At 52.4% G+C, this 26,173-nt stretch carries 25 protein-coding genes; 14 read left to right on the top strand and 11 right to left on the bottom strand.

What is annotated here, in order from left to right; all coding sequences use genetic code 11:
* Positions 1–2,262 carry a cation:proton antiporter gene (locus G604_RS0100880; protein WP_028908890.1) on the top strand — a complete coding sequence of 754 codons (2,262 nt, stop codon included), beginning with the start codon at positions 1–3 and terminating at the stop codon, positions 2,260–2,262.
* Between the two features lie 188 nt (positions 2,263–2,450).
* The gene (locus tag G604_RS0100885; RefSeq protein ID WP_028908891.1) at positions 2,451–4,094 is read left to right on the top strand and encodes a glycoside hydrolase 43 family protein; all 1,644 of its coding nucleotides are present in this window, start codon (positions 2,451–2,453) and stop codon (positions 4,092–4,094) included.
* A gap of 77 nt (positions 4,095–4,171) precedes the next feature.
* Here the strand turns inward: G604_RS0100885 and G604_RS0100890 are convergent, their stop codons facing one another.
* The gene (locus G604_RS0100890; RefSeq protein WP_028908892.1) at positions 4,172–4,537 is read right to left on the bottom strand and encodes a hypothetical protein; all 366 of its coding nucleotides are present in this window, start codon (positions 4,535–4,537) and stop codon (positions 4,172–4,174) included.
* 377 nt (positions 4,538–4,914) lie between these two features.
* On the opposite strand from G604_RS0100890, the gene G604_RS0100900 reads away from it, so the two are divergent.
* Positions 4,915–5,496, top strand: coding sequence for a peptidylprolyl isomerase (locus G604_RS0100900; protein WP_028908893.1), 582 nt, complete (start codon positions 4,915–4,917; stop codon positions 5,494–5,496).
* A gap of 99 nt (positions 5,497–5,595) precedes the next feature.
* Positions 5,596–6,708 carry a chorismate synthase gene (gene aroC, locus G604_RS0100905; protein ID WP_028908894.1) on the top strand — a complete coding sequence of 371 codons (1,113 nt, stop codon included), beginning with the start codon at positions 5,596–5,598 and terminating at the stop codon, positions 6,706–6,708.
* A 58-nt stretch (positions 6,709–6,766) separates the two neighbouring features.
* Here the strand turns inward: aroC and G604_RS0100910 are convergent, their stop codons facing one another.
* The 4 genes from G604_RS0100910 to holA all read right to left on the bottom strand — a co-directional run bounded on the left by G604_RS0100910 (position 6,767) and on the right by holA (position 11,081).
* A complete protein-coding gene (locus G604_RS0100910; RefSeq protein WP_028908895.1) occupies positions 6,767–7,675 on the bottom strand; it encodes a dihydroorotate dehydrogenase in 909 nt (302 codons plus the stop codon).
* 11 nt (positions 7,676–7,686) lie between these two features.
* Positions 7,687–8,460: a dihydroorotate dehydrogenase electron transfer subunit gene (locus G604_RS0100915; RefSeq protein ID WP_028908896.1), complete on the bottom strand. Its 774-nt coding sequence runs from the start codon at positions 8,458–8,460 to the stop codon at positions 7,687–7,689.
* Between the two features lie 54 nt (positions 8,461–8,514).
* Positions 8,515–9,015: a helix-turn-helix domain-containing protein gene (locus G604_RS0100920; protein WP_028908897.1), complete on the bottom strand. Its 501-nt coding sequence runs from the start codon at positions 9,013–9,015 to the stop codon at positions 8,515–8,517.
* A gap of 1,028 nt (positions 9,016–10,043) precedes the next feature.
* On the bottom strand, positions 10,044–11,081 hold the full coding sequence (gene holA, locus G604_RS0100930) for a DNA polymerase III subunit delta (RefSeq protein ID WP_028908899.1): 1,038 nt from the start codon (positions 11,079–11,081) through the stop codon (positions 10,044–10,046).
* 41 nt (positions 11,082–11,122) lie between these two features.
* Between holA and G604_RS0100935 the strand changes: the two genes are divergently transcribed.
* Both G604_RS0100935 and G604_RS0100940 read left to right on the top strand, forming a co-directional pair.
* A complete protein-coding gene (locus tag G604_RS0100935; protein WP_028908900.1) occupies positions 11,123–11,575 on the top strand; it encodes a type I restriction enzyme HsdR N-terminal domain-containing protein in 453 nt (150 codons plus the stop codon).
* Positions 11,576–11,583: 8 nt separating this feature from the next.
* Positions 11,584–12,384: a DnaJ domain-containing protein gene (locus tag G604_RS0100940; protein WP_028908901.1), complete on the top strand. Its 801-nt coding sequence runs from the start codon at positions 11,584–11,586 to the stop codon at positions 12,382–12,384.
* A gap of 675 nt (positions 12,385–13,059) precedes the next feature.
* On the opposite strand, the gene G604_RS0100945 is transcribed toward G604_RS0100940, so the two are convergent.
* From G604_RS0100945 to G604_RS0100970, 6 genes are all read right to left on the bottom strand, one after another.
* Complete coding sequence (locus tag G604_RS0100945) at positions 13,060–15,069, bottom strand: DUF3987 domain-containing protein (protein ID WP_196801074.1); 2,010 nt, start codon at positions 15,067–15,069, stop codon at positions 13,060–13,062.
* A 13-nt stretch (positions 15,070–15,082) separates the two neighbouring features.
* Positions 15,083–15,661, bottom strand: coding sequence for a BT4734/BF3469 family protein (locus G604_RS14640; protein ID WP_051220143.1), 579 nt, complete (start codon positions 15,659–15,661; stop codon positions 15,083–15,085).
* Positions 15,662–16,046: 385 nt separating this feature from the next.
* Positions 16,047–18,554, bottom strand: coding sequence for a GH36-type glycosyl hydrolase domain-containing protein (locus G604_RS0100955; protein WP_028908903.1), 2,508 nt, complete (start codon positions 18,552–18,554; stop codon positions 16,047–16,049).
* A gap of 131 nt (positions 18,555–18,685) precedes the next feature.
* The gene (locus tag G604_RS0100960) at positions 18,686–19,129 is read right to left on the bottom strand and encodes an RNA-binding S4 domain-containing protein (protein WP_028908904.1); all 444 of its coding nucleotides are present in this window, start codon (positions 19,127–19,129) and stop codon (positions 18,686–18,688) included.
* Positions 19,126–19,695: an aminoacyl-tRNA hydrolase gene (pth, locus tag G604_RS0100965; RefSeq protein ID WP_028908905.1), complete on the bottom strand. Its 570-nt coding sequence runs from the start codon at positions 19,693–19,695 to the stop codon at positions 19,126–19,128. The genes G604_RS0100960 and pth overlap by 4 nt, the downstream gene beginning before the upstream one ends.
* A gap of 5 nt (positions 19,696–19,700) precedes the next feature.
* Entirely contained in the window at positions 19,701–20,348 is a 648-nt protein-coding gene (locus G604_RS0100970; protein WP_028908906.1) for a 50S ribosomal protein L25/general stress protein Ctc, read from the bottom strand.
* Between the two features lie 225 nt (positions 20,349–20,573).
* Here G604_RS0100970 and nusB point away from each other — a divergent pair, with 225 nt between their 5' ends.
* From nusB to queF, 8 genes are all read left to right on the top strand, one after another.
* A complete protein-coding gene (gene nusB, locus G604_RS0100975; RefSeq protein WP_028908907.1) occupies positions 20,574–21,557 on the top strand; it encodes a transcription antitermination factor NusB in 984 nt (327 codons plus the stop codon).
* Positions 21,558–21,581: 24 nt separating this feature from the next.
* Entirely contained in the window at positions 21,582–21,911 is a 330-nt protein-coding gene (yajC, locus tag G604_RS0100980) for a preprotein translocase subunit YajC (RefSeq protein WP_028908908.1), read from the top strand.
* A gap of 15 nt (positions 21,912–21,926) precedes the next feature.
* The gene (locus G604_RS0100985) at positions 21,927–22,907 is read left to right on the top strand and encodes a CdaR family protein (RefSeq protein WP_028908909.1); all 981 of its coding nucleotides are present in this window, start codon (positions 21,927–21,929) and stop codon (positions 22,905–22,907) included.
* A 9-nt stretch (positions 22,908–22,916) separates the two neighbouring features.
* A complete protein-coding gene (coaE, locus tag G604_RS15350; RefSeq protein WP_028908910.1) occupies positions 22,917–23,477 on the top strand; it encodes a dephospho-CoA kinase in 561 nt (186 codons plus the stop codon).
* A gap of 33 nt (positions 23,478–23,510) precedes the next feature.
* Positions 23,511–23,945: a DUF5606 domain-containing protein gene (locus G604_RS15355; RefSeq protein WP_028908911.1), complete on the top strand. Its 435-nt coding sequence runs from the start codon at positions 23,511–23,513 to the stop codon at positions 23,943–23,945.
* 9 nt (positions 23,946–23,954) lie between these two features.
* Positions 23,955–24,875 carry a calcium/sodium antiporter gene (locus G604_RS0101000; protein ID WP_028908912.1) on the top strand — a complete coding sequence of 307 codons (921 nt, stop codon included), beginning with the start codon at positions 23,955–23,957 and terminating at the stop codon, positions 24,873–24,875.
* A gap of 116 nt (positions 24,876–24,991) precedes the next feature.
* On the top strand, positions 24,992–25,672 hold the full coding sequence (locus G604_RS0101005; RefSeq protein ID WP_028908913.1) for a queuosine precursor transporter: 681 nt from the start codon (positions 24,992–24,994) through the stop codon (positions 25,670–25,672).
* Between the two features lies 1 nt (position 25,673).
* Positions 25,674–26,141: a preQ(1) synthase gene (queF, locus tag G604_RS0101010; RefSeq protein ID WP_028908914.1), complete on the top strand. Its 468-nt coding sequence runs from the start codon at positions 25,674–25,676 to the stop codon at positions 26,139–26,141.
* Positions 26,142–26,173: the final 32 nt, after the last annotated feature.

Raw genomic sequence — 26,173 nt, forward strand, 5'->3', positions numbered from 1 at the left:
ATGGATCTGATTTCTGATCTCAGCCTCATCCTCATCGTCGCAGGCATCGTCACCCTGCTCTTCAAGAAGCTGCGGCAGCCCCTTGTGCTGGGTTATATCGTCGCCGGCTTCCTGGTGTCTCCTCACATGCCGTATACGATGTCGGTGGTCCATGAGGCGAATATCGAGACATGGGCCGACATCGGCGTGATGTTCCTGCTGTTCTCACTGGGATTGGATTTCTCTTTCAAGAAAATCGTCAAGATGGGCATAGCTCCCGTCATCGCCGCCCTGACCATCATCTTCTGTATGGCAGGACTGGGGATGACGGTGGGCAAGGCCTTCGGATGGGGACGCATGGACTGCATCTTCCTCGGGGGTATGCTCGCCATGTCGTCGACGACGATTATCTATAAGGCCTTCGACGACCTCGGACTGAGTCAGCAGCGCTTCGCCTCCCTCGTCATGAGCGTCCTCATCCTCGAGGATATCCTCGCCATCGTCATGATGGTCATGCTGAGTGCCATCGCCGGAGGCAGCAGTCCCGACGGCACCCAGATGGTGGGAAGCATTCTGAAGATCGCCTTCTTCCTCATCCTGTGGTTCGTCGTCGGCATCTATCTCATGCCGAGCTTCTTCCGCGTCACGAGGAAACTGATGACGGCAGAGACCATGGTCATTGTGTCACTCGGTCTGTGCTGTCTCATGGCGGTCATCTCCACAAAGGTGGGGTTCAGCTCGGCCTTCGGAGCCTTCGTCATGGGTAGTATCCTCGCTGAGACGGTGGAGGCCGACAAGATAGAAAAGGTGGTGGAACCGGTGAAGAACCTCTTCGGTGCCATCTTCTTCGTCTCCGTCGGTATGCTCGTCGACCCACAGATCATCATCAGCTATGCCGGACCGATCATCGCCCTCGTGGCGGCGATCCTACTGGGACAGATGGTGTTTGGCACCATGGGATTCCTCTTCAGCGGGCAGGATCTGAAGACGGCCATGCGATGTGGGTTCTCCATGGCACAGATCGGTGAGTTCGCCTTCATCATCGCCTCGCTGGGTCTGAGCCTCGGCGTGATCAGCAAATTCCTCTACCCTGTCGTCGTCGCCGTCTCCGTCATCACGACCTTCCTCACACCATATATGATGAAGGCAGCTGATCCTTGCTATCATCTGCTTGAGACAGCCTTACCCAAGAAATGGATCAGACGGTCGAACCATATCCATATCGGTACTCCGGAAGGATCCGTCAGCCACAGTGAGTGGCACGACCTGCTGATGGCCATGACGGTGAATGTCGTCGTCTATGGCATACTCTCGGGAGCAGCCATCTTCTTGATGTTCACCTTCATCCTCCCGCTCTGCCGCCATCTCTCCGTACAGATGACCGGAAACCACTGGACGGGCAACTTCGTTTGCGGCGTGGCGACACTGCTCATCATCTCTCCCTTCCTCAGGGCGATGATCATGAAGAAGAACCACTCCGAGGAATTCCAGCATCTGTGGACGGAGAACCGCATCAACCGTCTGCCGCTGGTGTTCACTGTACTGGCACGCATCGCCATCGCGTCGGCATTCGTGTTCTATATCGCCAACTATCTCACACGCTTCGCCAACGCCTTCCTCGTGACCTTCACCCTGGCGATCATCGTCATCATCATGCTCTCGAGAAGGTTGAAGAAACGGAGCATCAGTCTGGAACGAAGGTTCATCGAGAACCTCCACAGTCGGGAGATCGCACAACAGGTGAAAGGTACCCGCCGGCCGCTCTATGAAGGGAAACTCCTCGACCGTGATATCCATATCGGTGAGGTGATGATTCCTGAAGACTCGGAATGGGCCGGGAAGAGCCTCCGTGACCTCCATCTGCGTAACCGCTTCGGGATCCATGTGAGCAGTATCCTCCGTGGACGACAGCGACTGAATATCCCCGACGGCCAGTCCATCCTCTTCCCCGGTGACCAGTTGCAGGTGATCGGCAACGATGAACAGTTGCAGAAATTCAGTAAGGCCGCCAAGAGTGAACTCGTGGCTGAAGACCCGACGATAGAGAAACGGGAGATGAAACTGCAACAGCTCGTCCTCTCCAAGGATTGTCCGTTCATCGGAAAGACACTCCGCGAGAGTGGAATCCGCGATGAGTACAACTGTATGGTCGTAGGACGCGAGGAAGGACAGGAGAATCTCACACTCATCGATCCCAACCACTGCTTCGATCCCGGTGACATCATCTGGGTCGTCGGTGAGAAAGACAACCTCCGCCGCCTGGCTATTGCCGTAGGGGCATAAGCCCCTCCACAACCCTCCCTCAAGGAGAGGCTGCCATAGTTCCGCCAAGCCGGGCCTGCGTGCTTGCGCTTTGCCGGGCCTGCCGTCGGGTACTTGCGCTTTGCAAGCGCAAGGAGGCGCAAATGCCCCTCCCCCCTCTATCGCGAGTGATCAAAATCTATTGCGAGCTATATTAAAAACCAACCAACATGCAAACAAAACAAATCCTCCTCGCAGCCCTCTTCGGCTGCCTCCCCCTGGCTGCTATGGCACAGTACCACTCCCAGGTGTGGAACCCCGACCTCGGCAACGGACAGTACAAGAACCCCGTCCTCTATGCCGACTACAGTGATCCCGACGTCTGTGCCGTCGGTGATGACTACTACCTCACCGCCAGTTCGTTCAACTGTATCCCCGGACTGCCCATCCTCCACTCCAAAGACCTCGTCAACTGGGAGATCATCGGCTATGCCCTTCAGGAGCAGGAACCGAAAGACTTCTTCGACAAGCCGCAACACGGCAAAGGCGTGTGGGCCCCGTCCATCCGCTACCACAACGGTGAATACTTTATCTACTGGGGTGATCCCGACTTCGGCGTGATGATGGTCAAAGCCAAAGATCCTCGTGGTCCTTGGTCTAAACCGCTCTGCGTCATCAGTGGAAAGGGAATGATCGACACCTGTCCCCTCTGGGATGATGACGGCCGCTGCTATCTCGTCAACGGATGGGCAGGCAGCCGATCCGGCTTCAACTCCGTCCTCTCCATGCGGGAGCTCTCCGCCGATGGCACACAGGCTATCAGTGCCCCACGCATCGTCTTCGACGGCGGACAGGCCAACCATACCACGGAAGGTCCTAAACTCTATAAACGGAATGGATGGTACTGGATCATGTGCCCCGCCGGTGGCGTGGAACAGGGTTGGCAACTGGCTATGCGCTCCCGCAGCGTATGGGGTCCCTACGAGGCTACGAAAGTGATGGCGGAAGGGAAGAGTGGCATCAATGGACCTCACCAGGGTGGATGGATTCATACGGCCCAGGGAGAGGACTGGTTCCTCCATTTCAACGATAAAGGCGCCTACGGGCGCGTCGTCATGCTGCAACCCGTGACCTGGAAGGACAACTGGCCCGTCATGGGTCGTGTGCCCGCCAAAGGCTATTGCGGGGAGCCCTACGCTACGTTCCGGAAACCCAAGAGCAGCTCAACCACAAAGGTCAATCCCGTGGAGAGTGACGAGTTCAACTCCGGGGAACTGGGACGGCAATGGCAGTGGCACGCCAACTACGACCAGAGCTTCGGTATGCCGACAGCCAACGGAACGTTACGACTGTACAACTATTATGAGCCGACTGACTATAAGAGTCTGTGGGATGTGCCCAACCTACTGCTTCAGAAACTCCCGGCACCGACATTCACGGCTACAACAAAGGTACGCGTCGCCGCCAAGGCCGAAGGACAGTATAGTGGCATCGTCATGATGGGTATGGATTATCAGGCTCTCGTGGCTAAACGAGTGGGGGATCAGTTCTCTATCGAACTCCACAACTGTACCAAGGCTGACCGCGGAAATACGGAGACGGTCACTCCGCTGACTACCGTAAAACCAACGGCGAAAGACCCACTGCCCTATCAGCCCGCCATCTACCTCGACCTTTACCTCCAGATGAAAGTCAAAGACGGCAAATGTCAGATGGCCTATAGCCTCGACGGGAAGACCTACCATTTCGCCGGTGCCCCCTTCACGATGGTCAAAGGAAAATGGATCGGTGCTAAAATGGGATATGTCAGTGAGTGGAACGCTCAGAAAGGCAACCGCGGCTGGCTCGACGCCGATTGGTTCCGCGTCAAATAAAAAAAAAATCTGCATCAATCCTCAATGGACGGATGCAGATTTTTTATTGGAGATTGAGACCCGCAGGTCTCACGTATTTACTTGTTCAGACCACGGTTAACCATGGTAGCGTTCAGCAGCATGAGGTACTTCTTGTACTGCTTCTCAGAGAGGATGGAGTGCATGTACTTCAGATCCTTCTCTACAGCCTTGTCGACGATGGCCTTGCGCTCGGTAGCAGGAGCAACAGCAGCATTCATCATCTCTGCCGTGAAGTTCTTGTGGACACTCTCTACAGCGTCAGCCTGATCACCGTTCAGTGCCAGTGCGTTGCTCAGCGCGTTCATGTTCACGTTCATGTTGTAAGCTGCAGTGGCTGCGGTAGCACTTGCGTTCTCATCTGCTGCGAATGTTGCGGTGGTCATGCCCAGCATGGCGACTGCCAATAAAATCATCTTCTTCATAATCTTTTTACCTTTCTTTTACGGCCCCTTGTTATGTTATTCCTGAATGGGACCTTTGTTAAACATTATCCTAAATAGGCCTGATGGCCGTGTGTGTCGTCAAACTTGAATCAATCTCCTAAAAGACCTCCTTCTTGTCTTTTGACATTGCAAAGGTAGGAACTTTTTTCATAGCCTCCAAATATTTTGTAAGATTGTTTGCGAAAACAGCGATATTCTTGACATAAATCAAAGTTGACTGCTTACATTTCAAAACTGTTACAGGAAAAAACATGCCTTTTCCTTTGTTTTCCGACCGAAAAGCATTACCTTTGCAGACAGTATCCACCGGCAGGAGGGATCATCCTATAAATGTCCCCCGCCACAAGATCCATTTTATGAAAAGATATATCCAAGCATCCTACAAGCTCTATGACGCCACACCAGGGCGTCACGACCTCCTGGAAGAGACCCAGGACGGCAAGCCCTTTGTCTTCATCACGGAGATGGGCATCGCCCTTGAAGCCTTCGAACAGAAAATAGCCGACCTTGAGGCCGGAGAGGAGTTCCGCTTCACGCTCCCCGCTGCCTCGGCCTTCGGTGAACATCTTGACGAGCGCGTCATCGACCTCGACAAGAGCATCTTCACTATCGACGGGAAATTCGACAGTGATCATGTGCAACTCGGCGCCACACTGCCCCTGGAGAATGCCGACGGCAACCGCTTCCTCGCACAGGTCGTCGCTATCGGGGAGAAGGTCGTCCGCATGGACCTCAACCATCCCCTCGCCGGCCGTGACCTCTCCTTCGAGGGAAAGGTCCTTGTAAACCGCCCGGCTACCGAGGAGGATATCCAGGCCTTCAACGACAGCCTCCATCACCACTGCCACCACGGCAAAGACGGCGGCTGCGGCAACTGCGACGGCAGCTGCGGCAACGACGGCGGCTGCAAGGACGGCGGCTGCCACTGCGGCGAGTAGGGACATGATTTATCATGTTCCGCTCCGCCTCCCATGGCCTGCCGTTCCGTGCTTGCGCTTTGCAAGCGCAAGGATCCTATAATATTCATCCCTATAGCTATGAGCAATACTTTCGGAAAAAAATTCACGCTGACAACCTTCGGTGAGAGCCACGGCGTGGCTGTCGGCGGCATCGTCGACGGCTATCCCGCCGGTATACCCATTGACCTCGACTTCATCCAACACGAACTCTCACGCCGCCGCCCCGGACAGAGCCGGCTGACGACCTCCCGGAAAGAAGCCGACCAGGTGGAGTTCCTCAGTGGCATCTTCGAGGGGAAGTCAACCGGTACTCCTATCGCCTTTGAGGTACGCAACACCAACCAGCACTCCAACGACTACGACAACCTGCGGGACCTCTTCCGGCCCTCCCATGCCGATTACACCTATTATAATAAGTATGGCATCCGTGACCACCGTGGTGGCGGACGCTCCTCGGCACGTATCACACTGGCACGCTGCGTCGGTGGCGCTCTGGCCAAACTGGCCCTGCAACCGAAGGGGATCTCCATCCGGGCTTATACATCACAGGTGGGCCCCATCGCCCTCGAGAGAGACTACCGGAAATATGACCTGAGTAAGATCGAGGACAATGATGTGCGCTGTCCTGATCCCAGGAAAGCCCGGGAGATGGCCGATCTCATCCTGAAGGTGAAGAAAGCCGGTGACACCGTCGGCGGCATCATCACCTGCGTCATCCAAGGCTGTCCCGCCGGTATCGGTGATCCCGAGTTCGACAAGCTCCATGCGCGCCTCGGGGCTGCCATGCTCAGCATCAATGCCGTCAAAGGGTTTGAATATGGTGAGGGCTTCGACGGCGTGAACTCCTGCGGCAGTCTGCAGAATGATGTCTTCATCCCCGCCGCGGATATCAGTAAGTACCCCGAGGGCCCCGACGCCCCCCGTATCTGTACGGGAGGCACGCCGGCAGCTGCCACCCTGACGAATCACAGCGGTGGCATCCAAGGGGGTATCAGCAACGGACAGGATATCTATTTCCGCGTGGCCTTCAAACCCGTGGCAACGATCCTCCGGGACCAGCAGACCATCAACAAGGCCGGCGAGGCCGTGACCTTCCAGGCCCGTGGCCGTCATGATCCCTGTGTTCTCCCCCGCGCCGTTCCCATCGTCGAGGATATGGCCGCCATGGTCCTCCTAGACATGATGCTATAAAAAAAGGTGGTCGCAAAAAGCGGCCACCTTTCTTTTTATCTATTGCGAGCTATAGCCCCTAATCTATGCACCCAATGATCTCATTGACATCCTTCACGCCATGATCATCAAGCCACTGGTTCATCCCGTCAATGACCTTCACGGTGACCTGCGGATCAATGAAATTAGCTGTACCAATCTCGATGGCCGTAGCTCCACACATCATAAACTCCAGGGCATCGCGCTCATTCATAATACCGCCCAGTCCGACAACAGGAATCTTCACGGCATGGGCCACATCATAGACCATACGGAGCGCCACGGGCTTCACGGCAGGCCCACTGAGTCCACCCGTGCGGATACTCAACAGCGGCCGACGCTTCTCGATATCCACAGCCATGCCCATCAACGTATTGATCAGGGAGACACTGTCAGCACCCTCTGCCTCACAGGCCCGGGCGATCTCCGTGATGTCCGTCACATTGGGCGAGAGTTTCACAATAATGGGTTTAGGATATACCGCTCTGACGGCCTTCACAACGGCTGCTGCCGATGTACAAGAAGTGCCGAAAGCCATGCCGCCATCCTTCACATTCGGACAGGAAATGTTCAGTTCTATGGCCGGAATATGTTCCAAATCTTTTAATTTCTCTGCACATCTCGCATAGTTCTCCGGGGAATTTCCGCTCACATTAACGAGAATATTTGTGTCGTAACCCGCAATGAATGGATATATTTTTTGCACGAAATAGTCCACACCCTTATTCTGCAATCCTACACAGTTGAGCATGCCCTGTGGCGTCTCCGCCATACGCGGATAATCATTCCCCTGACGAGGCTCTAAGGTCGTTCCCTTGACAATGATTCCGCCCAGACGACTGAGGTCTACAAAGTCCTCAAACTCCTTTCCGTAACCGAATGTCCCGGAAGCCGTCATCACCGGATTCTTGAACTTTAATGTATTGATTTTTACACTTAAATTAGCCATAATTGATTCATTTATTTCCACAATAACTGGTCAATGGAGAACACCGGACCATCCTGGCAGACACGCTCATTTCCCTTGATGGTCTTCTCTACACAACAGAGACAGGCACCGACACCGCAGGCCATCATGTTCTCTAAAGAGGCCTCACAAGGTATATTTTTCTCACGCGCATAACGGGCCACAGACATCATCATCGGCTTAGGACCACAGGTATAAATGTAGTCAAAATATTCCTGCTGAAGAATGGAATGCTGGGTGACGAAGCCTTTCTCGCCGACACTGGCATCCTCTGTCGTCACGAAGACCCGGCCTACCTGATCGAAGAGATCGAGCTCCAGGAGGTCACGGGCACTGCGTGCGCCGAGCAGGAACGTCGGTTCGCCGCCATTGGCCTTGATCCGACAACCGAGGTCATAAAGAGGGGCCACACCGACGCCACCGCCGATGAGCAATGTCTTCTTTCCGGATTCTTCGGGAAGGGTGAAACCATTGCCCAGGGGGAATACACAGTTGAGCGTGTCTCCCGCCTTCAACCGTGCCAATGCCTTCGTGCCGTCACCGATGGCAGCAACCAGGAGCCAGAGTTCGTTACGCTTACGGTCAACAAAATTGATGGAGATAGGACGACGAAGGAAGGTCGTCGGGGAATGGTCCACACGGACCTCTACAAACTGTCCGGGATGTGTCTCGGGCAGTGGAGCGTCCTGCGTGAGCTTCAGCAGCACATGTTTCGGTGACACATGATCCACTGAAGCGACGCGGAGATCAAGGATATACTTTTTCATCTTTACACCTGATTAATGGATATGGTGCAAAGTTACAAAAAATATTTCAAAGACTTACTTCTTAGGCACAAAACTCTCCCATGTGTTATCATCATAGAAGATGCGGATTTCTGAAATTTTCCGTTGTGGTTTGTCAATATTCTTTACCAAAAGCTTTTCGATATTCCGGTTCAATTTCTCCTCCTGACAGAGGGTAGCGGAAGCAGGGGAGGGGACGGCGGTATCCGTGACGGAACCTACCGGCGAAACAGAACCCTCGACAGCCGATACCGTAACACTACCGCCTGTCACATCTGCCTGATCCTCTCCCGCAGACGAAGCGGCAGCGGACTGAGCCGATGTCTCTTCCAGAAACATCGGTCCATTGCCGAACATCAACCAGTCGATATTGATATTCGGGAATCGCTTCTTGATTGCCTCGACATGATTCAGGGTCGGATTGGTACGACCCTTGAAAATATTCGTCAACGTCGCCGGATTGATGCCCGTGGCATTGGCAAAAAGAGTATTGTTCATATGCTGACTCTCCATCAGCTGACGGATGCGTTCCTTCATTGTCGTGTCTTTTAGTCGTCGTTTTTTTAACAGACAGTCTCACGTCGACTTTTTAGCCTTAAATCGTACGTCACTGTTTCAGTTTACAAAGGTAAAACAAAAAATTGAACTATACAAATATATAAAGAAGAATTTTAAATTTTAAATTTTAAATTTAGAAATTTATATCCGTAAATCAAAATAGAGAAAAATGGGTTTTCTATACTACATTTTTAAATTTATAAATTTCAATTTCAAAGATCGTATTAACCTAAACTTCAATCAATTAGAAGAACATTTTGAGTTTTTGAAGTCTAGATCTCCCATTTTATGGATATCCTGAGCACTTATGCACTTTTTTCGTCAGAAACCGACGGAATCCATGAAAGATGATGGAGAAGAAATCTATAATATTTTGATTTTTAGCATTTTATGTCATACACTCCCATTTGCATAATTATGTATTCACTTTCGTAAAGTAAAGAATTTATTTTTCTGTTTATAAAATTATATTGATTCATTTATTTTTTAGTTTTATGTATTTTTATTTTCAAAAGTAAAAACGCCGTTTATCTTCATGAAATTTATATTTGTATACCCGGAAAATGACTTGTTATTTTATGTTAAGCTAAATTTTCCAGGGGTTGAAAAAGGGAAAAATTGTCATTTTGGGCGAATTCTCCATCAGACGGCCGAAAGCTTGGAAATTCGGCCGTATTGAGAAAGATAAAATGCGCTGAAGCTCTGATTGATAGCTACTTAGGTATTAAAAAGGCTGAATTGAGAAAGTTCAATCTAGCGCCAAAAAGGCCCTTTTTCAATCGTTTTCGACCGCTATTACCTCGAAAACAACTCTTTTTCAATGCCCTCTCCCACCCCGCTACCTACTCAAAAAGGCCGTTTCTCCTCCTCTTTGATGCCTCCAGGCGGAGATTTTCGAAAGAGCTCCCAACACTACTCCGTAAAGACAAGAAGGGGGAGCAGCCCGCTCCGGGACCACTCCCCCACTCTTCTTCCCCTCCTGCCGCTGTGGCGGAATTCCACCGGGGTCAATGAAGGATAAAGAAGATCAACTCCTGCATCAGTTCATTGGCATCCGTACTCGGATTATTGATACCCTTACTCTTGGCATCCACCTCACGGATCTTCCGGATGATCTGCATGACCTTCACGCCCGTATAGTTGCGCATACCGATTTTGTATTCCTTGGCAGCCCAGGAAGAGCGAAGATCGAGGAAACGCGCCAGCTCACTGTCGTTATTCTTATCGGGCGCATAGTAGGCGATCATGAGTGTTTCGAAGAAAGAGAAGAGTAGCGGGAGGAGACGGAACAATCCACCCGCTTTTGGATTTTTGTCAAAATATTTTACTATTTGGTTAGCCTTGAAGACATCCCGGTTAACGATGGCGGACCGGAGTTCGAAGGCATTGAATTCCTTACTCACGCCAACCTCCCGCTCCACGATCTCCGGCGTCACCCGTCGGTTGTCCTCAGAGAGAGAGATCAGGATCTTATCCAACTCGGAGACGAGCCGACTGAGATCAGAGCCCACATGGTCGGCCATCATCTGGGCAGCCTTCGGCTCGATCGTCGCCCCCTTCCCCTTGAGATAGGTCTCGATGAATCCCGGCAGCTCCCGGTCATAGAGTTTCTTACTCTCGAAGAGGACGGCCCCATTCTTCTGTGCCAGGGTATACATCCGCTTGCGCTTGTCGATGGCGCCATTCTTGTGACAGCACACGAGGACTGTCGACGGCGACGGTTTCTCGAAATATTTCTCCAGATAGGCCAGTCCGGACTTCATGGCCTGACTCTCCTTGACGATGACGACCTGACGCTCGGCCATCATCGGATAGCGCCGTGCCAGATCAGCGACCTGTCCGCCCGTGACATCAGCGCCGAAGACAACCGTCTGGTTGAAGTCACGCTGATCCTCCGGGAGGGCATGGGTCAGGATATAGTCGGTGATACGGTCAATGAAATAAGACTCATCACCACTTAATATATATATAGGTGCAAAAGACCCCTTCTGCAGATCTTTCATCACCTGGGCGAAAGTTACGCCCGTTTTCTTTTCTGCCACCATTTTTTTTAGTAATTTTGCAATGTCACTGCAAAAATACAAAAATGATTCGATTAAACCTACCTCCATACGCAATAAAAATCGGTGGAACGAAGGATCACCCCCTCATCTGGGACTTCCTGAGGCGGAAATATGTGGCGCTGACGCCCGAAGAATGGGTACGACAGCACTTCACACACTATCTCGTAGAACATCGCGGATATCCTAACTCGTTATTAGCCAACGAGATACAGCTCCACGTAGGATCCAAGAGCCTCCGCGCAGACAGTATCCTCTACGACAGGGATCTCAAACCTCGCATGATCATCGAGTATAAAGCCCCGCATATCGCCCTGACACAGCGTGTCTTTGACCAGATTACGGTCTACAACATGCTCCTGCACGTCGATTATCTCGTCGTCAGCAATGGCCTGCAGACCATCGTCTGTAAGATGGACTATGCTCACCACAGCTACATATTCTTAAAGGAAGTACCTGATTATCAGAACATTAAATAAATATTTCTATGGCATTTGGAAAATGGATCGGCGGCGCTTTGGGCTTCATCACAGGCGGACCGCTCGGTGCCCTGGCAGGATTCGTCCTCGGTACCCTTTTTGATGAAGGTATGGACGCCGTCAACACCCCCGGTAACACGCAACAGACGGGATACGACTACGTCAACCGCTCCTCCCGTGGCTATTCCGCTGAGGAACAGCGCAACAGTTTTCTCTTCTCCCTCCTCGTCCTCTCCGCTTATATCGTCAAGGCAGACCGGAAAGTGATGCATTCGGAGATGGAATATATCCGACAATTCCTTCGCCGCAATTTCGGCGAGGAAGCCGTCCTGCAAGGTAACGAAATTCTTCTGAAACTGTTTAAGAAACAAGATGAGACGGCGCCGAATGAATATCGGCAGGTGATCCTCGACAGCTGTCATCAGATCGCCTCCGTGATGCCTTTCGAACAACGCCTGCAACTGCTCAATTACCTCGCGGACATCGCGAAAGCGGATGGTATCGTCACTCCGGAAGAGGTAGAAACACTGAAATTTATGGCCACAAACATGGGACTGACCGCCCGGGATGTAGAAGGTATGCTCAATCTTAGCGACGCTTCCTCCAACCTGGAAGCCGCCTATAAAGTGCTCGGCGTCAGTCCCGACGCTACCGACGAAGAGGTCCGTAAGGCCTATCGCAAACTGGCCCTTCAGAACCACCCCGACCGCGTGGCAACGCTCGGTGAGGATATCCGCAAGGCAGCAGAGAAGAAATTCCAGGAGATCAACGCTGCCAAGGAAACCATTTGGAAATCAAGAGGTTTATAAATTTTGTATTACTATATGATAGAATTACTTTCTGTTCCATCATATAGTAATTATATTTATATGAATCACATACATAAATTAATACCATCATTCAATCATATAAAGATAAATATAATTATAATACATATTATGTCATTATTATATTAAATGATTATATATTATTTATCAGATGTAATTATATCATATTGTATTAACATCGTATCATATTTTCAGACGATGATGTAATCAGAAATATTAATATCTTGTTTTCATATTTATGTAATAGATTATAAATATAATAAGATATTATTTATTATAATACTATCATATGAATTATAATACAATATTAACATAATATCAATTTATCTATTTATGGATGATTCATTATTAATAATAAAGTATTATGTAATAACTACTATATAATATTACATAATAACAGACACATAAATGCAAATATATAGTATATTATCTTAATACATAAAGACAACATTACTCATAGATAAGTATTTATATTTTAAAGATGATATATTATGTTCTTATTAAATAGATATAATATAGAATATAAATATTACCTATCATTTATAATAATCTACGTCTATATTATTTTATAATCTGAATATAAGAGATACGATTATACGAATAGAATGATACGTGGCCGCACAAGGCGGCCACGGCATTTAGTCAATCGGAGGATCATTACGAACGTTTAGTCACAGGCTTGTAATACAAGCCACGATGCAATCGATTGAGGACTTCGTACTTAAAAGTTAGGTTACTTAGAATGCGTTTCGCCGTGCGTTCCGAGAAACTAAGTTTCTTGGAAATCTTTACGAGGTCGCCTGTCCGAAACTCACCCTCTGGAAGCGCATTATAAAGTTTCAGATCTTCCGCTGAGGGTTTCAGTCCCTTTAAGGCAAAAGGATTGTCATCCTCCTTAGCCATCACGGTGTATACCCGAGCGGTATGATTGATGAGACAGCCGACAATCGTCATGGCCATCCGGAAGTCACGGTCATCACAGACGATGGCATTCTCCTCTTCGGGAAAGAGATCAGAAGGGTCAGAGGGATTGAACGACTCCTGCCACTCGGTCAGGCGGCGGAGCAGGGTAAGGATCATGGCATAGCGGAAGTTCTCCAGGGCCAGACGGAACACGAAGGCACGGATGCCCTTCCCCAACATGCCGAACTGCTCTTCCAGCACTTCCTGATAGGTATCGAGGAACATCTGCTGTTGGCTGTCACTCATCAGAAACTGAACGGGATGGCCGGCACGCTGCTGCAAAGCGTGGTAGAGTGGCGCGAAGTAATCGCCCAACTCTTTATAGACATCATCCAGTGATCGGTCCTTCACCGCGAAGACATTGTGGAAGGCCACATGGTCATCGGGCATATAATAGAAGAGGAAGCGGGATCCCAGGCCATTCTCAAATGAAGGGAAGAGGGCCGGCAACTGTCCGGGCGTACAGGTGAGCAAGATGCTCAGTCGGGGCTCATCAATGTCAATATGAATATCATCAGTGACACGTGTCATCGACAGCGGCTCATGATGATGGGCCTTTCGCATGAGATCGGAATAGTTGCCATAATCACTGTCGAGCATACTCGACACGGTGTCAGCCTCCGTCTCATACATCAGGCCCCACCCTCCGTTGGCCTTTAAGGCACGGTAGACCGCCGAGGACGTACTGTTGCCCGGCACGAAGGGATCGCGGTAAAGAGGCTTCTCAGGCGCCTCACCCCGCTCCTTTTTTCCCTTAGCCTCCCAAGCAGCCATCGCGGTATCATACGCTTCCTTCTCCGCCGCATACTTCCGCCGCATCTCGTCCTTGACGGGAGCCGCCAACTGCTTGTCGAAAACAAGATTACCCTTCTCGTTACCGGCCCCGGAATAGATGATGTTGAACAGAGGGGCGTAGACACGGCGGCCATCGTAGAGACCATAGACGCCGCTGCGCTCATCACCCACGAAATTGGCGCCTCCCATCAAGCCACTACAGACATTGAGGGCTCCCAATATCATCGCATCACATTTGGCGACGTTGTCATGATGCAAGTCGTAGATCGTCCGAAGGATATGATCAAGATCTTCCACCTTCAACTTGTCGGAGAAAGTGAAGCCATTATGCGCCTTGTCGGCAGTTTGTGCCAGTTGTGCCATTGTGCCAAGTGGCATTTCACCATCAAAAGTACGTAAAATAGGGGTTTTTACCTCTTTTCCCATACTTTTGGCACTTGGCACAATGGCACAACTGGCACAAACTCCATGATCCGACTGACTCTGCAGATGTTCTTTCGCAAAGGCCTTGAGGTCGACACCGGCCTGCTTCGCCATCCAGTAGAGGGTGCTGATGTTCACGCCGTGGCCATCGGTATGGACAGTGCGGAGGCAGTTGTCGTACTTCTTGTTGCATTCCCGCACGTTGTACTTACTGCTCAGGCGGCTGAGCTGATGGAAGTAGATACGGCCACGCTCCCCGAGTTCCCCGGCGAGGGCGAAGCCGACCTTCAGCCAGTCGCCATAGTCGTCGGAGAAACCGGCGCCATGGGAGGTGATGGCACTGACGAGGTCGCGGATCTTCCCTTCCGAGGAGGTCGTCTGAGGGTTATTCACTGGAGAAGGAGCAGCCATGTGCTCATTCTCATTACGTCTTGCTTGATTCTTGTGGGCCCAAGCAATAGGGTCAAAAGGTATTGTTGCTGTCATAGAATAGTATTTTTTATAAAATGGACGGATGAACATAACAGTTGCCGTCATGGGGCAGGAAACAGGCCCGGGAGACGTTGACGCATTTCTCGTCGACCTCTGTCTGATAGACCTCGCGGACATACTCCCGTATGGCGAGGAACCACGTGCGGTGGTCCGCCCGGGAGACGTCGATATCGACGACCCATTTCAGCCCGTGGCCACTCGGTGATACGAAGAGCAGCCACGTATCGAAATGTCCGTCATGGATGAGCCACTCCCTGAGGTTGCTAAGCTCCGCCGGTCCTCCGACATCGTCGAAGTCGAGGCAGAGCAATCCGCTGTGCCGGATGAGACCGTCATCCTTACGGTAAGAGAAGGTCCCTGAGAACGTGGCGAAGTCGAACCATCGGGTTTTGAACTTCCCGACCTCCTTGGGATCCCGCCGTCCTGCGGTGACGTCCTTGATGATCTCCCGCAGCTCCAGCGTGCGTTTCATCGCCTCCGGATTCCGCGTGATGTAGTCATAGGCCTCCCGTATGCCCCATACGGTGTTGCTGCGCACCGTACTGGCAGGGGCGGTATAGACCTGAAACAGGTGTCTTTCTGACATCTTGTGGTTAACACATTCTTCTTGCATAGCTTATAGGTTTCATTGAGCGTTATTAGTTACATTGCAAAGATACAACCTGGAGAGCCGTTTGTCAAGTGATTTTCTTTAGCTTTTTCCGTTAATTATTGCAAAGATACAATATTGAGGGCCGTTTGTCAACTGAAAATCATATACTTTTTTAGGGAAATTTTAAAATCGCCATTATTCACACGACAAAACAGAATATTTTATTCGTTTTTCATGATTATCGTTCTACTAATAAACATCGTGTTTACAAAAATATCTATCGTAGAGAATTTTCTAAACATCGTGTTTACGAAAATATCTACGATAGATATATCAGGCCATTTCTTCTGCCGGTCGACTTATCCCGGCAGAAGAAGGATTATAATTCTACCAGCACCTCATGATGTCCCGACAGACAGGGGATGAGGTTGCCGCTGACGGGCTTGCCGTCGACGGAGAGGGAGCGGACGCCCTTCTGACGGCCGTTGGGATTACGGACGGTGATGTCGTAGTCAGCGCCACGGAAGCGGCGGTGGACACGGTATTCACGGGCCTCGGCGGGCAGACAGGGATCGATGCGCAGACCTTCGAAGTCGGGCTGGATACCGAGGATGAACTCGGAGACGGTATACCACATCCAGGCGGCCGTACCCGTGAGCCAGGAGTTCTTACCCTCACCGGGACGGAAGGCATCCTTGCCGGCCACCATCTGACAGTTCACGTAAGGCTCCACCTTATGGAGCGTCTGGTATTTCTCCTCGACATACGACGGCAGGATCTTCTTGTAGTGTTCCCAGGCATCATTGCCGCGGCCGTCCACCGTCTCACCGATGATCACCCAGGGGTTGTTATGGCAGAAGATACCGGCATTCTCCTTATAGCCCTCGGGATAGGAGCTGATCTCACCATATTCTACATAGTAATGGGTGAAGGCGGGGTTGTTGAGCACGATGCCATGCTCGCACTCCATACGTTCCTTGACACTGTCAAGAGCCTTGTCGCAGAGGCCGTCCTCAAGACCGATACCGGCCATGGTGCACCAGCCCTGGCTTTCGATGAAGATCTGTCCCTCACGGTTCTCATGGGAACCGATCTTCCGGCCATAGAAGTCATAGGCGCGGAGGAACCAGTTGCCGTCCCATCCATGGGCTTTCACGGCCGCCATCATCTTGTCGACCTCCGTCTGCATGCGGTCTCCCTCGGCGGCATAATCGGCGGCAGCCTTCACGGCCTTCGGATGGTCAGCCAGAAAGCGGCACAGGGCGACATAGTCCTTTGCCGTGACGACGAAAAGGCCGGCGATCATCACGCTCTCCGCCTTCGACCCCTTGGAGTTGTTCTCCGTGGTCTGGAAGCTCTCGTTAGGATCCCAGGAGAAGCAGTTCAGGTTCAGACAGTCGTTCCAGTCGGCACGTCCGATGAGCGGCAGTCCGTGGGGACCGAGGTTATGGACGACATGATTCAGCGAGATGGTCAGATGTTCCATGAGTGTCTTCTCCGTTCCCGGCTGGTTGTCAAAGGGCACCTGTTCGTCGAGGATGGAGAAGTCACCCGTCTCCTTGAGGTAGGCCACGGTACCGAAGATCAGCCAACAGGGATCATCATTGAAGCCGCCACCGATATCGTTGTTGCCCCGTTTCGTCAACGGCTGGTACTGGTGATAGCAGCCACCGTCGGGGAACTGCGTAGCGGCGATGTCGAGGATACGCTGGCGGGCACGCTCGGGGATGAGATGTACGAAGCCCACGAGGTCCTGGTTGGAGTCGCGGAAGCCCATGCCACGGCCGATACCCGACTCAAAGAAGGAGGCGCTGCGGCTCATGCAGAAGGTCACCATACACTGATACTGATTCCAGATGTTCACCATCCGGTCGAGTTTGTCATTATCCGTAGAGACCCGGAAGATGCCCAACAGCTGATCCCAGTAGTCCCGGAGCTCCCCGAAAGCCTTGTCTACCTTCTCCGGCGTGTCGTAGGCATCGATGAGGACATGAGCCTTCTCCTTATTAATAACATGGTCGAGACCGTCCTCAGCACTGTAGTTGCCCTCGGCGTCAATCCATTTCTTGTCCTGCTCATTCTCCACATAACCGAGGATGAAGATCAGGTCCTTCTGCTCACCCGGCTTCAAGGTCACCTCCACCGACTGTGAGGCGATCGGGCTCCAGCCATGGGCCACGGAGTTACGGCTATGGCCGTCGACGACGACATCGGGGGCACTCTTCTCACTGTACAGTCCCATGAAGGTCTCACGGTCGGTATCGAAACCGGCGATGGGCTGGTTGACATGATAGAAGGCATAGTGGTTACGGCGCTCGCGGTATTCCGTCTTATGATAGATCGTAGAACCCTCGATCTCCACCTCACCGGTAGAGAAGTTACGCTGGAAGTTCTCCATATCCGTGGCGGCATTCCACAGGCACCACTCCTCGAAGGAGAAAACAGTAAGGTGCTTCTCCGTCTGACTGTTATTCGTCAGGGTCATCCGCTGTACCTCACAGTGGGCATGGAGGGGCACGAAAAAGAGCACGGAGGCCGTGATGCCGTCCTTGGCGCCGGTGATGCGGGTATAGTTCATGCCATGGCGGCACTCATAACTGTCGAGGGGTGTGCGGCAGGGTTTCCATCCGGGGTTCCAGATGGTCTCTCCGTCCTTGATATAGAAATAGCGGCCGTCGTTGTCCATCGGCACGTTGTTATAACGGTAGCGCGTGATACGGCGGAATTTCGCGTCGCGGTAGAAGGAGTAGCCACCGGCGGTATTACTGATGAGGGAGAAGAAGTCCTCGTTGCCGAGGTAGTTGATCCAGGGCCACGGCGTCCTGGGATCGGTGATGACATACTCACGATGGGCGTCATCGAAATGACCATAGCGTTTTTGTTCCATGATTGTCAGTTGTATTGTTGTTAGTGATTTCCGGTACAAAGGTAAGGAAAAAAAAGGAAAAGACACAAAGAGAAGGCTGTTTTTTACGGTAGAGATGTTTCAAAAAGGGGAGGCGGAGGTACTCCTCCCCCCTACTCGTCCTCGTCGAAATCGAAGTTGCTGTCGTCATCCCATCCGAAGAGGGCGGGATCGACGAAGGCATCGAGGGCACGGCGTTCCTTCTTCGTAGGACGGCCCGTGCCACGCGCCCGGTCGACGAAGCCGCTGATACGGCTCATCTCCAGGAGCTCATACTGTTTGGGATCGGTGACATTCTCGTAGACCCCGGCGAGGAGCTTCGCCCCCACGCGCTGCTCGATGCAGTTCTTCACCTTAAAGGAATAGGTGATCGGCGGCTTACGGACACTGATCACGTCGCCCGTCTTGATGGTATGACTCGGCTTGGCATTGGCCCCGTCAATGGTGACGCGTCCGTTCTTACAGGCGTCGGCGGCGATGGAGCGTGTCTTGAAGATGCGTGCCGCCCACAGCCATTTGTCCAGACGGGCACTGTCATGCTGTTGCAGTTCTTTCATTTTCCCAGTTTATTGAAATCATTCATTGTCACGTCGATGCCGGCGAGGACGAAGCTGCGGATGATATCGCAGGCCGTCTCGATGGCCGGCGTGAGGACTTTCATCTCCTCCTCACTGTAATGGCCGAGGACCCAGTCGATCTGTCCGCCCCGCGGATAGTCATGACCGATGCCCATGCGCAGACGGGCATAGTCCTGTCCGATGAGCTGCTGGATATGTCCCAGACCATTATGACCACCGTTACTGCCGTTGGCCTTCAGTCGGAAATGTCCCAGGGGCAGGGCGACATCATCGGAGATGACGAGGAGCCGTTTCTGGTCGATATTCTCCTTGTTCAACCAGTAGCGCACGGCATTGCCACTGAGGTTCATGAATGTCGTCGGTTTGAGGAGAATCACCTTCCGGCCTTTGAGAGAAGTCTCGGCGACGAAGCCGTACCGGCGGTCCTCAAAACAAATATTGGACGCTTTAGCGAAAGCGTCCAATACCATAAATCCTGTATTGTGACGGGTCCCGGCATATTCATCACCGGGATTTCCCAGTCCACAAATCAAATATTTGTCCATTCCGATTATTTAGCCTCTTCAGCAGGAGCCTCAGCAGCTGCATCGTCGCCCTCAGCAGCCTCAGCGGTATCGTCGGAAGAAGCGGCAGCGTTACGTGTCATCTTGATGGAGCAGACAACGACGCTCTTCGGCGTAGCCATCTCCAGACCCTCGAAGCTCAGGTCGCCGACACGGATGCTCTTACCGATCTTCAGAGCGGTGACATCGATGTCGAGGTGCTCAGGGATCTGCTGATAAGGAGCGGTGACATTGATCTTACGGATGGAGAGGTTCATACGACCACCATCGCGGACACCCTGTGCCAGACCGACGAGCTTCACGGGGATACCGATCGTGATCGGCTTCTGGTCGTTGACCTCGAGGAAGTCGACGTGCAGAAGAGCGTCGGTGACGGGATGGAACTGCAGCTCCTTCAGGATAGCCGTGTGGTTCTCACCGTCGATAGTGAGGTTGATGACATAGATGTGGGGAGTGTAGACCACCTTACGGAGCTCAGACATCGGAGCAGCGAAGGACAGGGCGACGGGCTTGCCGTTCTCGTCCTTGGCCTCACCATAGAGGTTGCAGGGAACCATACCCTCCTTACGGAGAGCCTTTGAAGCTTTCTTGCCAAGGTCTGTACGCTTCTGACCTGAAACAGTAATCTCTTTCATTTCGAATAAATGTTAATGTGTTACTCTAAATTAAATGTTGTATTAATTCGCCATCACACGGAGATGCTTTGACGAAAAGCGGGTGCAAAGGTACACATTTTTGGTGAGACCAACAACTTTTCTATTAAAAAAACTTGTTTTTCCCCCCTTTTTCTTGCGTATATGGTGGGAATTGTCTAAATTTGCAGTGTCATAACAGCAAAACGAACCATAAATTATTGGAGAATGATTAATAGGCAGCTGATAAGAATCAAGATCGTACAGTTGACGTATGCCTACTACCTCAACGGAGGAAAGAACATGGATACGGCAGAGAAAGAACTGATATTCAGTCTTTCCAAGGCCTACGACCTGTATAATGATCTGCTCTACCTCATCGTGGCCATCACCCAGGAGGCCCGTCGTCAGAATGACGTCCTCACGGCCAAGGCAGAGCGCGAGGGCACAGAGGCGCCGTCGCCCAAATTCGCTTTCAATAAGTTCGCCGTCCAGCTTGAAGAGAACAAGATGCTCGGTGAGTTTATCGAAAATCAGAAATTCACATGGAAGGACGATATTGAGCTCGTCCGCAAGATCCTTTCTCTCATCGAACAGAGTGAGATCTATCAGGATTACATGTCCGCTACCGACGACAGCTATGAGGCTGACCGTGAGTTGTGGCGGAAGCTCTATAAAAAGTTTATCATGGACAATGTCGACCTCGACGATGTCCTGGAAGACAAGAGCCTGTATTGGAATGACGACAAGGAGATTGTCGACACCTTCGTGGTGAAGACCATCAAGCTGTTCGATCCCAATGAGAAAGCCGACCAGGAGCTCCTCCCCGAATATAAGGACGAGGAGGACCGTGAGCTGGCCCGTAAGATCTTCCGTGCCACCATCCTCAATGCCGACACCTATCAGCGCTATATGAGTGAGATGAGCCGCAACTGGGATCTGAGCCGTCTGGCCTTCATGGATCTGATCATCATGCAGATCGCCATTGCCGAGATGATGACCATCCCGAGTATCCCGCTCAACGTGACGATCAACGAGTATGTGGAACTGGCGAAGGTCTACAGTACGCCGAAGTCAGGCCGTTATGTCAACGGCATGCTCGACTCCATCGCCCGTAACCTCATCGCCCAGGGTAAGCTTCTGAAGACCTTCGAGGCACCCACGCCGGCCCATGAGGCAAAGGCACCGCAGGAGAATGCTCCCCAAGAATAAAGAAACAAACAAATAAGAATAAAGATGAATACAATGATTTTATCCGCTCAGGCTGCCCAGCAGGGCGGTGGACTGGGATTCCTGGTGATGATGGTCGCCATCTTCGTCATCATGTGGCTTTTCATGGTCCGTCCCCAGCAGAAGAAGCAGAAGAAGATCCGCGAGTTCCAGAACGCTATCAAGGCTGGTGATCAGGTTGTCACCGGTGGCGGTATCTATGGTACCGTCCGGTTTATCGACCAGGCCCGCAACACCGTTGACCTCGAGGTCGCTCATGGTGTCACCATCAAGGTCGACCGTGGCTATATCTTCCAGAGCACCGATGCTGCCGCAGCTACCACGGCACAGAAATAAATTTCCAGAAGAGCATTGAACAGACTCAAGAATACGGAACACCTGGTCAGAGACTCCGTGCTGAAAATCTTCAACAAGGAGTTTCTGACTTTTTTGTTCTTCTTCGTCCTCAGCGGTATCTTCTGGCTGATGATGGCACTCAACGAGACCTATGAGAAAGAGGTCCCCGTGCGCGTGCGCCTGACGGGCATACCGAAGAATGTCGTCATCACCCAGGATATCAATGATACCGTGATGGTGACGATGCGGGACAAGGGGTTCTATATCGCGGCCTATATGCTCAAGGGCTACCTAGCCCCCGTGTCCTTCGCCTTCGACAATTATGCCAACGACAAGGTGGAGAAAGGGGTCATACCGGCCGCAGACATCGTCAAGGCCGTAAGCCTGCAGCTCCAGGGATCGACGAAGGTGATGTCGCTGAAGCCCGACCATCTCGAGTTCTATTACAACTACGGACTCTCGAAGACGGTCCCCGTACGTCTCTCCGGCGTCATACGCCCCTCTGCCAGCTGTTACCTCGCGAAGGTACTGTTCTGGCCCGATCATGTCACGGTCTATGCCTCACAGCATGTCCTCGACAGTATCCAGTATGTCACGACAGAGGACCTGCGCATCACCAACTTCAACGATACGGTCATCCGCCGGGTGCCGCTGATGAAGATCCGCGGCGCGAAGATCATGCCGGTGACGGTCCGTCTCGGCCTCTTCCCCGATATCCTCACCGAGGAGAGCATCGAGGTGCCTATCGAAGCGGTCAATATGCCCCCCGACAAGGTCTTCCGGCCCTTCCCCAATAAGATCCGGGTACATTTCACCATCGGTGCCAGTCAGTTCCGCCATATCCGGCCCGAGCAGTTCATCGTCGTCGCCGACTACAATGAGATTGCCCGTCAGCCCTCGTCGAAGTGTAACCTCTATCTGAAGTCGGCACCGAAGGAAGTCCGGCATCCGACCTTGGAATTCAACCAGGTGGACTACCTCATCGAGCAAGAATAACTTCAAATCATGCATATTGCGATTACGGGCGGCATAGGATCCGGAAAATCCTATGTCTGCCATCTATTGGAACAACGGGGCATTCAGGTCTACGACTGTGATGCCGCCGCCAAACGCCTCATGCGTGAGGACGCGCCGCTCAGAGAGGCGCTGAAGGCACTCGTAGGCCCACAGGTCTATGAGGGAACTACCCTGCAGAAACGGGTGCTGGCCGCCTTCCTCCTGGAGAGTGAGGCCCACAAGCAGGCCGTCAACGATGTCGTCCACCCCGCCGTCGCCCGTGACTTCCTCCGTAGTGGCATGGTGTGGCTCGAGAGTGCCATCCTCTTTGAGAGTGGCTTCGACCGCCGCATATCCTTCGACAAGATCGTTATGGTCTCTGCCCCCGAGGCGCTCCGTGCCAAGCGGATCATGGCCCGTGACCATCTCTCCCAAGAGAAGGCGGAGGAATGGATCCGCTGTCAGATGTCGCAGGAGGAGGTGCGACGCCGCTCCGATTTCGAGATCATCAACGACGGACGCCCCCTGGAGCCACAAGTCGAGGCGCTACTTCTAAAAGTAAAAAAGTAAAAAAGTAAAAAAGTAAAAAACGAAAACATAAAAATGGAAACAATTCTCTCTATCTCCGGCAAGCCGGGCTTGTATAAGCTCGTGAGCCGTGGCAAAATGAATCTGATTGTAGAGGCCCTCGATGAGAGCCACAAGCGTGTCCCCGCCTTCGCCACCGACCGTGTGACGTCGCTCGGCGATATCGCCATGTATACCGATGATGAGGATGTGCCTCTGTGGCAGGTCCTCGAGAATGTCGGCAAGAAGGAGAACAACCAGGTCAGCACCTTCAAGTATAAGAAGGCCAGTGCTAAGGATCTCCACGAATACTTCGCTGCCGTCCTCCCCAACTACGACCGTGACCGTGTCCACGACAGTGACATCAAGAAGCTCCTGCAGTGGTACAACATCCTCGTCAGTGCCGGCATCACCGATTTCAAGACCGTTTTGGCACCTACAGAGGGTGAGAATGTCGACGACCGTCAATAAGCTGCCGTCATGGTCGACATCATCCTCTTTATTGTAGGAATCATCCTCGTTCTCAAGGGTGCCGACTGGCTCACCGATGGCAGTGTCGCCGTGGCCTCGCGCCTTGGCGTCTCACAGCTCGTCATCGGCTTGACCATCGTCGCCATGGGAACGAGCATGCCCGAGTTCTGCGTCAGTCTCTTCTCGGCTCTGAAGGGAACGCCGGACCTCGCTGTGGGTAATGTGGTGGGCTCGAATATCTTCAATGCCCTCCTCATCGTCGGTGTCGCCGCCCTCGTGGCGCCGATGACGATCCGCCGGAGTACGGTGAAGCGTGACATCCCCTTCGCCGTCCTCGCCTCCGTGGCCCTGATGCTGATGTGCCTCGACAACCATATCGGTCGCCTGGATGCCTTCATCCTCATCATCCTCTTCGCCATCTTCATGACGATGACCCTCCGAGGGGCCCGTAAGGATGCGGAGGAGCCACAAGGGGAAACGAAAACATTGCCGACGGGTAAGGCGGTCGTCTTCATCCTCCTCGGTCTGGCCGGACTGATCATTGGCTCCAACCTCTTCGTCGACAGTGCCAGCAGTATCGCCCGCAGCCTCGGCGTCAGTGATGCCGTCATCGGACTGACCATCGTCGCCGGTGGCACCTCCCTGCCCGAGCTCGCCACGAGTGTGGTGTCCGCCCGGAAAGGCAACAGTGGTATCGCCATCGGTAATGTACTGGGATCGAATGTGTTCAACATCCTCTTCATCCTCGGCATCACCGGACTCATCCAGCCTATGGCGATCACGGGTATCACGATGGTAGACCTCAGTGTGATGGTCCTGAGCATGTGTCTGCTCTGGCTCTTCTCCTTCACGCGCTATCGTATCCAGCGCTGGGAGGGTGCCGTCCTCACCGCTGCCTTCATCGGATATATGGCCTGGCTGTTGGCCTAACGGTAGCCAATATCATTCATATACCCTATCTGTAGGTGGCCGCCATGTTGCGGCCACGCAAGGAAGATAGGGAATATAAAAAGAGTGCTTGTCTAACCTCTTAAAAAACAAGAAAAATGAAATCCAACACCAATCAGGTGAGTGTGCTGTTTCTGCTTGTCAGCATCCTCTTCTGCGTCTGCCTCATCACGGCAAACCTTCTCGAAACCAAGCAGATCGACGTATTCGGTATCTCGCTCACGGGGGGCCTCCTCGTCTTCCCCGTCTCCTATATCCTCAACGACTGTGTCTGTGAGGTATGGGGCTATCAGAAGGCACGGCTGCTCATCTGGTGCGGCTTCGCGATGAACTTCTTCGTCGTCCTCATGGGAGCCCTCTGTGACTGGATTCCCGGCGCCCCCTGGTGGCATAATGATGCCGGTTTCCATGCCATCTTCGGACTGGCACCACGCATCGCCGCTGCCTCTTTCGTAGCCTTCCTCGCCGGCAGTTTCGCCAATGCCTACGTGATGAGTCGCATGAAACTGCGTGACGGCAGCCGTCATTTCTCCCTCCGTGCCATCTGGAGCACCATTGTCGGGGAGAGTCTCGACTCCCTCATCTTCTTCCCACTGGCCCTCGGCGGTGTCGTACCTTGGAAGGAGTTGCCGGCCATCATGCTCTGGCAGGTCTTCCTCAAGACCGCCTATGAAGTCGTCGTCCTCCCCGTCACCATCCGTGTCGTCCGTTGGATGAAAGCCACGGAAGGCTCCGATGTCTACGACGAGAATATCAGCTATAATATTTTTAAACTGTAAAATGGAAAATCAAGATTCAAGAAAGTCCGAAGGCTTGAAAGCCCTCGGCGCGAAGACAAAATATCGGATGGACTATGCCCCGGAGGTTTTGGAGACCTTCGTCAACAAACACCAGGATCATGACTACTGGGTACGCTTCAACTGTCCCGAGTTCACGTCCCTCTGCCCCATCACCGGTCAGCCGGACTTTGCGGAGATCCGCATCTCCTATGTCCCTGACATCCGAATGGTGGAGAGCAAGAGTCTGAAACTCTACCTCTTCAGTTTCCGCAACCATGGTGACTTTCATGAAGACTGCGTGAACATCATCATGAAGGATCTCATCCGTCTCATGGATCCGAAATATATCGAGGTCACGGGTCTCTTCACCCCTCGAGGCGGAATCTCTATCTATCCCTATGCCAACTACGGCCGTCCGGGGACGAAATGGGAACACCTCGCCGAACAGCGCTTCGCAACACACGAATAACCTGATCCCCTTGCAGGGGCCGTCCCTTGTGG

This window comes from Prevotella sp. AGR2160, from assembly GCF_000424185.1.
GTDB lineage: Bacteria > Bacteroidota > Bacteroidia > Bacteroidales > Bacteroidaceae > Prevotella.